The sequence below is a fragment of the Caballeronia sp. AZ10_KS36 genome (assembly GCF_023631105.1).
Lineage (GTDB): Bacteria > Pseudomonadota > Gammaproteobacteria > Burkholderiales > Burkholderiaceae > Caballeronia.
On the sequence record NZ_JALQDQ010000035.1, the window covers coordinates 74,132 to 87,440 of the forward strand.

Below are 13,309 nucleotides of genomic sequence, written 5' to 3' on the forward strand. Positions count from 1 at the left end.
GAACACCAATATGCCGAATTGGTTGTCCTTCGGTGTCCCGGAAGCGCGCCGTTTCGTGCGCACACTCGTCGCGTGCACACTCAGCTATGCGGGCGCGCGCCTGGCCGCACTTCCGGAAGGCTATTGGGCGCTGATCACGACGCTAGTCGTAGTCACTCAACCGAGCCTCACGCAAGCGCTCGGCACCGCACGCGATCAGATCATCGGGGCCTGCATCGGCGGCGTGGCGGGCGTGCTCGGCGTCATGGCGACTCAACGGGGCGTTGCGCCGCTCGCTGTGTTCGCGGTCGCGTTGGTGCCGCTCGCCGCGCTGACCGCGAAGCGTCCCGCCATGCGGCTCGCCTGCGTAACGCTCGTTATTGTCGTCTTGATACCGGCAGGTTCCGGACCGCCGTTTCAACGGCCGTTGCATCGAGTACTGGAGATTCTCATTGGCGTGACGGCGGCGTTCATCGTTGCGGCGATCTGGCCGAATCGTGCGCTGCGCACTGCTCATCGACGCGTTGCCGATACGTTGGAAATTCTGCGTCAGTTCGTGGACCTGCAACTCTCGGGTAAGGCGGACGAAGCCGGGGCCGCACGTCTCGAAACGCTCAGCGTGCAGGCACAACAGGCCCTCGACGATGCCCTTCAGGAAGCCGAGCGCGAGCACATCATCGTGCCTCTGCGTAGTCGTCGCTCGGATGCAATCGACAAGGCTGCACCGTTCCTGCGTCGACTACATAGTGACGCACTGTTTCTCGGAAAAGCACTGTCGAATGGGCGGCCGGATGAATACAAAATGCATTACCGGGAGATCGGCCGCGCACTGCAGACGTCATTCGCAGCACTGAAGGACGCGCTCTCCGACACGAAACTGGACCCATCGAAGATGGAGCGCGTACGCGAGTGCATGCGCCAGCTGAAAGAGGCGCTCGAGAACAAGCGGGCGAATGACGGGGAGCGGGATGTCGCGAATTTCGTCGTCGGCCTCATCGTCACGGACCTCGATGCCCTCACTGCGGCGATCTATCCAAGCGAACCACCAAGCACGCCTTAGCGCGACAGTCCGCGCGCATCGATGGGCCATATATCGACGACTTGTCCGTTGCGATGGCACACGTATTCATCGTAGAGATTGACAGTCGGATCGCAATGTCCGGGGGGCAACAAAATGCGTGTGCCCAGCAGCGCGTCCGTGTCGTCGTATCGCGCAAGCAGTGCGTCCAGCATGCCATGCTCGTCATTGGCGGCAATATAGGTGAAGACCTGCTCGCCCGATGCATCGAGCGGTTGCACGCTGCGCGGCAATCCCGAGTCCACCGCCAATCCTTTGAGTCCGACATCGCAGACGGCCATACCGGGGCGCGCGGCACTCATGATCGTCGACAACACAAAGAGACTTTGCCGCCAGCGCAGTGCGTCGTTCCATGTCAACCCACCGTAGTCGCCGTCCATGAACAGGTACGACCCGGGCTGCAATTCGGTATAGACGCCACTGGCGGCATCGAACTCGACAGTGCCCGTACCGCCACCGGTGATAACGGTACATTGAATGCCACGTGCCTCCAATGTGCATGCAAAATGCGCCGCGCGTTCAGCCGCCCGACTCGCTGCGGTCTTGCGGTCCTGCCAGTCGACAATGTGCTGGGCGCCGCCGTGGTACGCCTGAATACCCGAGAAGCAGAGCGCCCGCTGCGCGGCGATCGCATCAGCGAGCGACAGCAGCGCATCGTCACTGGCTACGCCGCAACGATGCTGCCCCGCATCGACTTCGACCAATACGTCGATGTGAACGCCCGCGCGTGCCGCCGCTTCTCCGAGCGCGGCGACTTGCGCGAACGCATCGACGCAGACCGACAGCCGCACGTGCGATGCGAGTTCGACGGCCATCGACACCTTGTCCGCGCCGACGAACTCGTTACTGATGTGGATGCTCGCGATGCCCGCCGCTGCGAACGGGTACGCCTCCGACAACTTCTGGCAGCAAACGCCGACCGCACCCGCGTTTATCTGACGTCGCGCGATGGCGCTGGACTTGTGCGCCTTTGCGTGCGGCCGCAAAGCGACGCCGTGACGTGCGGCCAATGAACTCATCTGTGCGAGATTCGAGTCGAACGCGTCGAGATCGAGGACGAGAGAAGGCGTCGAGACTGCGGCGAGCGTGTCGCCGATACGGGCTGCGGTCGGTGGAACGAGCGTCATGGGCGCATCGAGTGAGGTGGCGGAAAGTCATCTTATCGCGTGACACTCCGCTCGCACGCATGCGGCATGCAAAATGCCACATTCATAGTGCCGCATGCAAAGCGGGAAGCTGTCGGGGACTTAAGCCGGGACTTCGGTCTCCAGAATCGCCCCCTCGTCTTTCAGCGCCTGGATACGCTCGGCGTCGAAACCGTATTCATGCAGCAGTTCCGACGTGTGCTGGCCCAGAACCGGTGCTGGACGCGACGACTGAGTAGAAGAATCGGAGAAATGGATCGGCAAGCCGATGCCGCGCATGCGACCCGCAAGCGGATGCTCCGTCTCGACGATCATTCCCCGCGCCAGGGCTTGCTCGTGCGACGACGCCTCGGGAACGCTGAGCACCGGTCCGCTCGGCAAGCCGATTTCGTCGAATGCAGCGAGCCACTCGTCCGTGGTCCGCTCGACGAGGCGTGCGGTGAGAATTTCGACGAGCGCTTCCCGATGCTTGAGCCGTCCGGCATTGGTCTGAAAACGCTCGTCTTCAGCCAATCCGTTTATATTTAGTACTCCCACCAATCTCTCATAGTTTCTCTGGTTGGCCGCCCCGATGTTCACCCATCCATCACGTGTGCGAAAAGCCTGATATGGCGCGCTCGTCGGGTTGGCCGAACCGGCCTTCGGCAGCACCGTCCCGTCCGCGAAGTAGTTGGCGAAGGCCCAGTACATCTGCTGCAACCCCGCTTCGAAGAGCGACGTGTCGACCATCTGCCCCAAGCCGGTGACCTGTTTTCGCGCATACGCCGCGCTGACGCCGAGCGCGGCGAGAATGCCCGCGTTGATGTCCGTGACAGGGGACCCCGCCTTGATCGGCGCCTGCCCCGGCTCGCCGGTCATGCTCATCAACCCACTCATGCCTTGGGCGATGAGGTCGAAGCCGCCTTTGTCGGCCATCGGACCACTGCGCCCATAGCCCGAGATCGCGCAATAGATGAGGCCGGGGTTGACGGCGCGTAGGGCTTCATAGCCCATGCCGAGTTTTTCCATCGTGCCGCGCCGATAGTTCTCAGTGACGACGTCGGCAGTCGCGAGCATCGTCTTGAGCACCTCCTTGCCGCCCTCGGTCTTGAGGTTGAGCGCGATGCCTCGCTTGTTCCGGTTCACGATCATGAACGACGCCGATTCACCGCTCGCGAGAATCGGTGCGAACCGGCGGCAATCGTCGCCGTTCGGGATCTTCTCCACCTTGATGACTTCCGCGCCCATGTCGGCGAGCATCATCCCGCAGATGGGACCTGACATGATGTGCGCCAGTTCGATGACCCGCATCCCCGCTAATGGTCCGTTCCCCTTCCCTGCGGATTCCGCGGCCTGCAACGATGCGTCGTCTGGTATTTGGTATGCCATCTCAACGCCCCTTGAATTCAGGTTTGGTCTTGCTCAAAAACGCCTCGTATCCTGTGCGGAAATCATCCGTGCCGAAACAGGCGAATCCTTCGTCACGTTCATCATCGTTGAGCGGCGTCGGATCCATTACGCGACGGACGAATTGCTTGTGCCAGCGCGCGACGAGCGGCGCACCATCGGCAATGCGGCGCGCGGTCTCATAGGTATGCGATGTCACGTCGCCATCGGGAACGATGCGTGTGACCAGTCCTTTCGCGAGAGCCTCGCTCGCGCCAAAAATTCGTCCTTCGAGCAAGATCTCCAGCGCGACCGCTGGACCCGCCAGCTGGACGAGCCCCTCCATTTCCGCATGCGCCATGACCAGGCCCAGGTTTTTGATCGGCACGCCGAATCGGCTCGACTCGCCGCAGATGCGCAGATCGCACATCGCCGCAATCTCGAGACCGCCTCCGACGCATATGCCGTGAATCATCGCAATCAGCGGGTGACGACAACCCCTCAACGCCGCAAGCGTTCGATGCATGATCGCGCCGTAGGCCCGCGCCTGCTCCACGTTGGACCGGTCGGTGCGAAACTCGGCAATATCGTTGCCGGGCGAGAATGCTTTCTCCCCCGCGCCGCGCAGGACGATGCAGCGCAGCGCATCGTCTCTGGACAGCGCGTCGATGGTCTCGCCCAGCGATTGCCACAAGTACTTGGTCATTGCGTTGAGCTTCTCGGGCCGGTCGATGATGACCGTCGCGATATCGCCGTCGCGCGTCGTCACGATGGATGCTTCCGCCACTTTGCCTCCTGATTGAATATTGCATGCGCTTCGGGCCGCCGACTCACCGCCGGAACGGCCCGCCGGACATGTCACACGAACTTCCTCGCATGCGCTGTCTCATTCTTTTCGTCTTCTACTTCCAGGGTACGGTCGGGGCGCATGGCGAACGAGAGAATGATGCCGGCCGCCATCAGAATCATCGACACCGTGAACGGGAGGTTCCAGTTGCCGGTGCGATCGATGATCCATCCGCCGACGACCGGACTGACGATAGCCGCCAGCGCCGATCCGGAATTCATAATGCCGGCGGCCGTGCCCGAGTGCTTCGGCGCGATATCCATCGGAACCGACCACATAGGGCCGATCGTCATCTCGTTGAAGAAGAACCCAGCCGACAGGCACAGGGCCACGAGCGTGATGGAGAGATTCGACACCAGCATGATCGGAGCAAGCGATAACAGCGTCAGCAGCATGCATACGCCGACCATCATGTTGCGCGCCAGCCGCACGTTCCCGCTTTTGCGCAGGATGCGATCCGTCAGAGAACCGCCGAGCCAGTCACCCAGTACGCCCGCGAAGAACACGCCCGATGCGAACAGCGCGGACTTGCCCAACTGCATGTGATAGTTGTGCAGGAAGTACTGAGGGATCCACCCGAGGAACAGCCAAAGGACCCAGCCATAGCAGAAGTAGACGGCGGTCACGGGCGCCATGCGACCGAGCAACGTGCGCCACGGCACCGCCTTCCGTTCCTTCACGCCTGAGTACGTGGCGAGCGTCTGGCATTCGCTGTCGGTGATGCGGGGATGATCGCGCGGATTGTCGCGGAAGTAGAACACCCACGCGAGCGCCCACAAGAAGCTGATGATCCCGGTAATGACGAAAGCACCGCGCCAGCTCGTCGCGACCATCAGCCATACGATCAGTGGCGGCGCAACTGCATTCCCGATGCGGGATGCTGCATGCGTAATACCTTGTGCGAAACCGCGCTGATCGGCCGGCATCCAGTTCGACATTGCGCGCGTTGCGGTCGGAAAGGTAGCGCCCTCGCCCAGGCCGAGAAGAACGCGAGCGACGATCAGCGAAACGAAGCCGCCAGCCATGCCGGTCAGTACCGTCGCGCCCGCCCAGATAATTGCGCATACCGTGAGCGTTCGGCGCGGCCCGAAGCGGTCGCCCACCCATCCACCGATGATCTGGAACACCAAGTACGGGTATGCAAAAGCGGAGAACACAAAGCCGATCTGTGTATGCGAAAGACCGAGTTCCGCGCCGAACTGACTGGCAGCGGTACTGACGTTCACGCGGTCGATATAAGTGATGAAATACATCGCGCATAGCAGCAATAGAACGCGCGTGGTGGCTCGACGGAACATCATCGTCTCCTTGAGTGGTCGCGTGCGTGAGCCGGCGCATCATGGCGCCTGCCACGACTTACGGAACAGCGTGTTGTTGCTTGGAACGGAAGACTGGCGCGTGTCTATGGCGCTCGTCGGCGTGAACTGCGGATGTGCGGTCTACACGATGGTGTCATGGCTTCGTCTCCGATTCGCGGATCGATAACGTGTCCGCTGTTATGTGTCGATGAATGAATCGTTAAGCTCTGCACTCTGCTCCGTTTCATGCGAGAGCGCGCTCAAGCACGCGCGCCACATGCCACGCTTCGGTCTGTGCGCCATCGCTGATCTGATGCCTGCAACTCGTACCATCCGCCACGATGATGCCGTCTTGCGCGTCGCGTGCCTTACGCACCGCCGGCAAGAGCGACAACTCCGCCATGGCTTGGGATGCTTCGTAATGTTCCGCCTCGTAGCCGAAGCTACCGGCCATGCCACAGCATGACGACTCGATAGTCTTGACGTCCAACTCGGGAATCCATGCAAGCACCGCTTCGACCGGCCGCACGGCGTCGAATGCCTTTTGATGGCAGTGTCCGTGCAGCAGCGCCCTGGGCTTGTCGAGCGCCTTCAGCGCAAGCTCGAAGCGACCGGCGGCACGCTCCCGAACGAGGAACTCCTCAAACAGAAATGATGCTTCGGACACCTTACTAGCCGCATGGCCGTATCCATAACCGAGAAACTCGTCGCGCAATGACAACAGGCAAGAAGGCTCCAGCCCGACTATGGCCACGCCGCGCTGAACATACGGCAGCAGCGTATCGAGCGTGCGGCGCGCTTCGGCTTTCGCTTCCTCGACGAGTCCCGCCGCAAGGAACGTCCGCCCGCAGCAAAGCGGTCGCTCGCCTGCTCTCGTGTTCAGATGCACCGTATAGCCGGCCGCTTGCAACACCCGCTGCGCGGCGCGAGCATTCTCCGGCTCCATGTAGTTGTTGAACGTATCGACGAACAGCAGCACTTCCTTCGTCGCGGATGTGACCGTTTCGGTCGCCGCTGCATCCAGGAAAGGCCTCTTGAATCGGGGGAACGCGCGTTGTGGCGCGAGTCCCAGCTTTGCCTTGAGCCAGCGCGCCGTGCTGGGCAGGTTCCTTTCGAGGGCGTTGCCGAGCCACGGCATGCGGCTCGCAAAAGGCGCGTACCGAGGAAGGTAAGCAACGAGTCTTTCGCGCATACGCAGACCATGACGCGCCGTCCATGCAGAACGCGCTTCGATCTTCATGCGCGCCATATCGACGCCCGTCGGACAGTCGCGCTTGCATCCCTTGCAGGAAACGCAGAGGTCGAGCGCCTCTTTGACGTCCTGACTCGCGAGCCCTTCTCCGGACTCGCCGAGCTGACCGGAGAGCGCAAGGCGCAGCGTGTTCGCGCGGCCTCGCGTGACATGTTGCTCGTCCTTCGTGATGCGGTAACTCGGGCACATGGTCCCCGCATCGAACTTGCGGCAATGCCCGTTGTTATTGCACATCTCGACGGCTTTCGCGAGGCCGCCCGTGAGATCGCCACCCGAGCCGACAACGCCTTCTATGCCCGTCGACGGATCGCGCGTGACGTTCCACGCGGACCAGTCGAGTTGCGTCGTGGTCTCCCGCTCGCGATACGACGGCGGAAATCTGAATAGCGCGGCATCGTCCATCTTCGGCGGCGCGACGATTCGGTCAGGGCTCATCCGGTTATCAGGATCGAAGAGCCGCTTGATGTCCCGAAACGCTTCATTGATGCGGGGCCCGTATTGCCATGCGACCCATTCGCCACGGCAGAGGCCATCGCCATGCTCGCCCGAATAAGCGCCCTTGTATTCGCGCACCATCGCCGCGGCCTCTTCCGCGATGGCGCGCATCTTCGACGCGCCATCGCGACGCATATCGAGAATGGGCCGCACATGCAACGTACCGACGCTTGCATGCGCGTACCACGTGCCCTCCGTGCCGTGCTTTCTGAAGACTTCAGTTAGACGGCTCGTGTATTGCGCCAGATGTTCGAGTGGAACGGCGCAATCCTCGATAAAGGACACTGGTTTGCCATCGCCCTTCATGCTCATCATGATGTTGAGCCCCGCCTTGCGCACTTCCCATAGCGCCTTTTGAGGGCCGGCCTCAGGCATCTGCACGACGGATCCAGGCAAGCCCAGATCGCCCATCAACTCGACCAGCTGCGCGAGCTTCATCAACTGCGTGTCGCGATCGGCGCCTGCGAATTCCACGAGCAGCACCGCTTCCGGATTGCCGACCAGCGCCTTCTCGATGACCGGACGAAACGACGGATTGGACATCGCGAGGTCGATCATCGTGCGATCGACGAGCTCGACTGCAACCGGTCCGAGCTTCACGATGTGCTGTGTCATGTCCATCGCGTCATAGAAGCTCGGGAAATTGACGACGCCGAGCGTCTTATGCGCAGGAATCGGCGAAAGTTTGAGCGTCAATTGCCGGCTGAACGCAAGCGTGCCCTCGGACCCGACCAGCAGGTTTGCGAGGTTGGGCTCACCGTCGCTGAAAGGCAGCGGGCTCTGGCAATCGAAGAGATCGAGGTTGTATCCCGCCACGCGTCTCAGTACCTTTGGAATGCGCTCGCGCAGTTCATCGTGTTCGCGCATTGCAATGCTGCGCACTCCGTCGACGAGGTCGCGCATGCGTGCATCCAGTTGCATCGCTGATAGCCTGGCGAAGCGCGCTTCATGGCCGTCAGCGAGGATCGCGTCGATCGCCTCGACGTTGTGCACCATGATGCCGTATTCCATCGAGCGCGAGCCGCATGAGTTGTTGCCGGCCATGCCGCCTATCGTGCATTGCGCGCTCGTCGATACGTCGACAGGAAACCATAGGCCATGCGGCTTGAGCCAGGCATTCAGATTATCGAGCACGACACCCGGCTCAACGGTCACCGTGCGAGCGTCTTTGTCGAAGTGAACGATATTGTTCAGCCACTTCGTCGTATCGATGACGAGCGCTTCTCCGACGGTCTGTCCGCATTGGCTCGTTCCCGCGCCGCGTGCGAGGACGCTCGCGCCGTGTGCACGCGCGACGTCGAGGGCCACGCGGAGATCTTCCTGATCTCTCGGGACCGCTACGCCGAGCGGCATGATCTGGTAGATGGATGCATCGGTCGCATAGCGCCCGCGCGAGGCGCGGTCGAACAGCACATCACCCTTCAACTCGCGCTGCAAGCGTGCCTGCAGAGGTGTAGGCGCCGAGGCGACCCGCGCTCGCTCGGAGGCGGGCACCAGATGTATCGGCTTGACTAGACGGTCGGTGGTCGAGTTGAGCATCGTCGCGCTATCGCTGAAGGGGCCGTGGACTTTTGAATGCGTAATGCCTAATGCTTCATGCCTAATGCCTAATGCCTAATGCGTAATGCCTAATGCCTGATGCCTAATGCTTCATTCGAAATGCAATTGAACCGGAGGAAGACCGTCGATTGCGCCGATCGCTGCACCGGGTCCGTCGGGAAACGCGATGCCGGTGTAAGAACCTGCTGTGATCGCCACGCCCTTCTCGACGGCCAGGCCGCGGGACACCGCGTGATTGATGGTCCATGCCAGCAGCCGCCGCGGGTCGCCTGCGGGATTCGCGGGTGTCGCGTCGAAGAGCGGCCGGCCGTCGTACGTAAAGGCCATCGTCGGCGATACGAACGGGAACGACTCGTCATATGGCACGCCTTCGCCGAGCACCAACGCGCCGTGATTTTGCAAATCCGCGAGTTGCCAGAGTTTGTCGACATCCGGCCATGCGGCGAAGCGGCTCGCGACGACTTCGATTGCCGAATGAATGCAATCGATAGCTGCCAGCACTTGCGCCTCGTCATACGGACCGCTACCTGCTTCGAAGCGCCGGTTGAACGTGAACGCCACTTCGAGTTCCAGCCCGGCCTTCCCGAAAGCCTGCATCGAAAGGCGCGCGCCCGAGCGATGCACGCCGTCCGCCGGCAGGAGCGCACCCTGAATGAGACCGTCCGTCGATTTGGCGCCGACCTTCCAGCCGCCGATCGCAGTTGCTTGACCCGCATTTGCAGCGCCTGCGCCGAGCGCGCGCAAGGTCGCCTCTTGCACAGCGTAGGCTTCGTCCGCACTGGAAGGTCGCGCGCCTTCGGGCAACGTGTCGAGCTTCGCGCGGTGCGCCTTCGCTTGCACGAAGAGCCGAGCGGCAGCGGCAGCGTCGAACCGGGCGCTCACGCGGCCACCTTCAGATCAGGCTTTGCGATATGGCTCGTCAGATAGCTCATCGCTGCTGCCACGCCGCTGTCTTTTAGCGGCACGCCGGCGAGCTTCAGTCCCATCTCGCAGCCCGTGAGTGCGGCCATCAGCGTGAGATCGTTGCAGTCGCCCAGATGCCCGATGCGGAACATGCGACCCTTCAGCTTGCCCAGGCCCGTGCCGAGCGACATGTCGAAATGTTCGTAAATGAGCTTGCGCACAGAGTCGGCATCGACGCCTTCCGGCATCATCACGCCCGTGAGCACCGGCGAGTAGACGGCGGGATCGGCACATTGAATTTCGAGTCCCCACGCCGTGACTGCGGAACGGCACGCCGCGGCAAGCCGCTGATGTCGCGCGAACACATGGTCGAGTCCTTCCCCGAGAATCATGTCCAGTGCTTCGAGGAGGCCGTAAAGCAGGTTCGTATTGGGCGTGTAAGGCCAATAGCCCTGCTTGTTCATCTCGATGATCTCTTTCCAGTCCCAGAACGCGCGCGGCAGCTTCGCCTCGTTCGATGCTTCCAGCGCCTTCTGCGAGACCGCGTTGAAGCTGATGCCCGGCGGAAGCATCAGGCCTTTCTGCGAGCCCGACACCGTGACGTCGACGCCCCATTCGTCGTGGCGGTAATCGGCGGATGCCAGGCCCGAGATGGTGTCCACGAGGAGCAGCGCGGGATGACCGGCGGCATCCATTGCGCGGCGCACTGCGGCAATGTCGGACGTCACGCCGGTCGACGTCTCGTTGTGAACGACGCAGACGGCCTTGATCGCATGCTGCGTGTCTTCGCGCAGACGCTTTTCGATCATGTCCGGCTGCACGCCGCGACGCCAGCCTTCGATGCCCGGCAACCCGAGAAACTCAGGTCTCAAGCCGAGCTTCTCGGCCATCTTCTTCCAAAGGCTCGCGAAGTGGCCGGTCTCGTACATGAGGACGGCATCGCCCGGACTCAGCGTATTGGAAAGCGCCGCTTCCCACGCGCCCGTTCCCGACGCCGGATAGATCACTACCGGCCGCGTCGTTTTGAAGATCCGCTTGATGCCGTCCAGCACCTTCAGTCCTAGCGCGCCGAACTCCGGGCCGCGATGGTCGATGGTCGGGTAGCTCATTGCACGCAGAATGCGATCCGGTACCGGACTAGGCCCTGGAATCTGCAAGAAGTGACGGCCAGCGGGATGGAAGTCGAGCTTGAGCATCGATGCGCGTCCTTAGGAAATTGAATTTTGCATGCAAAATACTCTAACGCAGCGACTCTCGCCGGCCAAGGATTTATTAGGCCGAATGGCCTAGGGATAACCCGTTGGCGGTTTTCCGGGCTTTCGGTGAGCTAGAATTGCTGAAACGGATTTCGAGGTATTGAATGCAAAACGTGGATCTACCGGAAGCGCGCTTGCCATCCGCCTTGCTGCCCAAGCTGGAACGGCTCCGGCTGCATGACACCGTCGTGGACAACCTGCGCAACTTCATCGTCGAGGGCTTGCTTGCGCCGGGAGTCAAACTCAACGAGCGCAAGCTCTGCGAGACGCTGGGCATTTCGCGCACGCCGCTGCGTGAAGCACTCAAGGTACTGGCGGCTGAAGGGCTGATCGAGATCGCGCCCAATAGAGGCGCCTCCGTCGCGCAGATGAGCGACCTCGAGATTCGGGAGATGTTCGAACTGATGAGCGGGCTCGAAGCGTTCTCCGGCGAACTGGCTTGCGAACGCATCACGCCTGCAGAGATTGCGGACATCAAGGCGCTGCATGAAGAGATGGTTCAATGCCGCGCGCAAAACGATCTTTCCGGCTATTACGCGCGGAACCGGGCCATACACGACAAGATCAACGAGGCCGCGCGAAACACTGCCCTGCGGCAAACCTACGTGTCGATCAATCGTCGTTTGCAGGCGCTGCGGTTTCGCTCCAACTTTCAGACGCCGAAGTGGGATAGCGCCATCCGTGAGCACGAGGAGATGATCGCGGCACTGGAAACGCGCGACGGCTCGCGCATGGCCGCCATCTTGCGTCGCCATCTGCTGGGCAAGCGCGATGCGGTGCTTGCCGAACGCACGCTCACGACGGTCAAGCCTGCTGCGGCGGCAAAGCGCCGTGCGAAAGACGCATGATGAATGCACGTTGAGATAGCTGCCTCACTGCGGAATCGAAGAATGCCCGCAGGGCGACGGTACGTTTTCTCGACGTGATGCAATGGTCGTGTGCGGGGCGCTGATCCCCATGCGTGCGAAGTCCGCAACGCAGCTTTCGTCCTGCTCATTCGGTTATCTTGTATCGCAAGCTCTTGTCGACCTCGATCACTGCCAAAGGCCCATCTCCGGCATTCTTTATTCGGCATTCAGCATGCAATCGACCCAATGTGTCGCTGCCACCGTCATCGAACTGCCTTTCACCCGGCCTTTCGACTGGACTCGCTTGTGCGCCTTCATCGGCGGACGAGCGTCAGCGGGCGTGGAGACGGTCGATGGCGGCGTGTATCGTCGCGCGATCGAATGGCGTGGCGACGATGGAATCGTCGAAGTGACGCCGCATGAGCGCAAGCATCGTCTGGTGGTAACGGTTGAAGGCGATGTTCGTCGGCACGCCGATGAACTTGCGCAGCCGCTTTCGCGCATGTTCGACGTCGGCGCTGATCCGCGTGTCATCGGTCGCTGGCTCGCGCGCGATCCGCTGCTCGCGCCGCTCGTCGAGGCCGCGCCCGGCTTGCGTGTCCCGGGCGCCTGGTCGGGGTTCGAGCTCGTCGTGCGAACCATCGTCGGTCAGCAGGTCAGCGTGAAAGGCGCTTCGACGATCATGGCGCGGATTGTTCAGCGCGCAGGGCGCCGCATCGACGGTCATGCGCATGAAGGCACGGCCTGGCGGTTTCCGACGCCAGCGGAACTCGCGGACGCCGACCTCCGCCAGATCGGCATGCCGGGCAAACGCGTCGAGACCGTGCAGCGGTTCGCGCAAGCCGTGGCAACGGGCGCACTTCCGATCGACACACCGGGAATCGATCGCGAGCACCTGAAACGCGACCTGCTCGCGATGCCCGGCATCGGACCGTGGACCGTCGGCTATGTCGCGATGCGGGCGCTACGCGATCCCGACGCGTGGCCCGATGCCGACCTCGTGCTCATGCAGGCAATCGCGCGGCACGAGCCGTCGCTCACTACATCGTCCCAACAGAGAGCGTATTCGGATCGCTGGCGCCCCTGGCGTGCCTACGCCGCCATGCATCTGTGGAACGGAGTCGCGATGCAAGTGGGGCGCGCCCGAGGCGGGTGATTTTGCATGCCGTCGTTTGTATGCCGCATGCCCGACGTTTGCATACCGAATGCAACTCATGTTTGCGCGGCATTGTTGACCCGTGAAGCGACGACAGCCTCCGGCACTCAGTTCACGACTGCCATGC

Annotated in this window: 10 protein-coding genes; 3 read left to right on the top strand and 7 right to left on the bottom strand. The window is 62.0% G+C overall.

Annotation, left to right across the window (positions count from 1 at the left end; translation table 11 throughout):
* The first annotated feature begins 10 nt into the window (after positions 1–10).
* A complete protein-coding gene (locus NCR35_RS20955) occupies positions 11–1,039 on the top strand; it encodes an FUSC family protein (RefSeq protein WP_250535835.1) in 1,029 nt (342 codons plus the stop codon).
* Here the strand turns inward: NCR35_RS20955 and NCR35_RS20960 are convergent.
* From NCR35_RS20960 to NCR35_RS20990, 7 genes are all read right to left on the bottom strand, one after another.
* The gene (locus NCR35_RS20960; RefSeq protein WP_250535836.1) at positions 1,036–2,184 is read right to left on the bottom strand and encodes a DSD1 family PLP-dependent enzyme; all 1,149 of its coding nucleotides are present in this window, start codon (positions 2,182–2,184) and stop codon (positions 1,036–1,038) included. The genes NCR35_RS20955 and NCR35_RS20960 overlap by 4 nt on opposite strands.
* A gap of 120 nt (positions 2,185–2,304) precedes the next feature.
* The gene (locus NCR35_RS20965) at positions 2,305–3,492 is read right to left on the bottom strand and encodes a CaiB/BaiF CoA transferase family protein (protein ID WP_250535837.1); all 1,188 of its coding nucleotides are present in this window, start codon (positions 3,490–3,492) and stop codon (positions 2,305–2,307) included.
* Between the two features lie 79 nt (positions 3,493–3,571).
* On the bottom strand, positions 3,572–4,354 hold the full coding sequence (locus NCR35_RS20970; RefSeq protein WP_250535838.1) for an enoyl-CoA hydratase/isomerase family protein: 783 nt from the start codon (positions 4,352–4,354) through the stop codon (positions 3,572–3,574).
* 71 nt (positions 4,355–4,425) lie between these two features.
* Positions 4,426–5,715 carry an MFS transporter gene (locus NCR35_RS20975; protein ID WP_244850892.1) on the bottom strand — a complete coding sequence of 430 codons (1,290 nt, stop codon included), beginning with the start codon at positions 5,713–5,715 and terminating at the stop codon, positions 4,426–4,428.
* A 241-nt stretch (positions 5,716–5,956) separates the two neighbouring features.
* On the bottom strand, positions 5,957–8,998 hold the full coding sequence (locus tag NCR35_RS20980; RefSeq protein WP_250535839.1) for an FAD-binding and (Fe-S)-binding domain-containing protein: 3,042 nt from the start codon (positions 8,996–8,998) through the stop codon (positions 5,957–5,959).
* A gap of 111 nt (positions 8,999–9,109) precedes the next feature.
* On the bottom strand, positions 9,110–9,901 hold the full coding sequence (locus NCR35_RS20985; protein WP_250535840.1) for a 2-keto-4-pentenoate hydratase: 792 nt from the start codon (positions 9,899–9,901) through the stop codon (positions 9,110–9,112).
* A complete protein-coding gene (locus NCR35_RS20990) occupies positions 9,898–11,118 on the bottom strand; it encodes a pyridoxal-phosphate-dependent aminotransferase family protein (protein WP_250535841.1) in 1,221 nt (406 codons plus the stop codon). Before NCR35_RS20990 ends, NCR35_RS20985 begins: the two co-directional genes overlap by 4 nt.
* Before the next feature lie 164 nt (positions 11,119–11,282).
* Here NCR35_RS20990 and NCR35_RS20995 point away from each other — a divergent pair, with 164 nt between their 5' ends.
* Positions 11,283–12,026: a GntR family transcriptional regulator gene (locus NCR35_RS20995; RefSeq protein ID WP_250535842.1), complete on the top strand. Its 744-nt coding sequence runs from the start codon at positions 11,283–11,285 to the stop codon at positions 12,024–12,026.
* Between the two features lie 232 nt (positions 12,027–12,258).
* Positions 12,259–13,182 carry a DNA-3-methyladenine glycosylase family protein gene (locus NCR35_RS21000; protein ID WP_250535843.1) on the top strand — a complete coding sequence of 308 codons (924 nt, stop codon included), beginning with the start codon at positions 12,259–12,261 and terminating at the stop codon, positions 13,180–13,182.
* Positions 13,183–13,309: the final 127 nt, after the last annotated feature.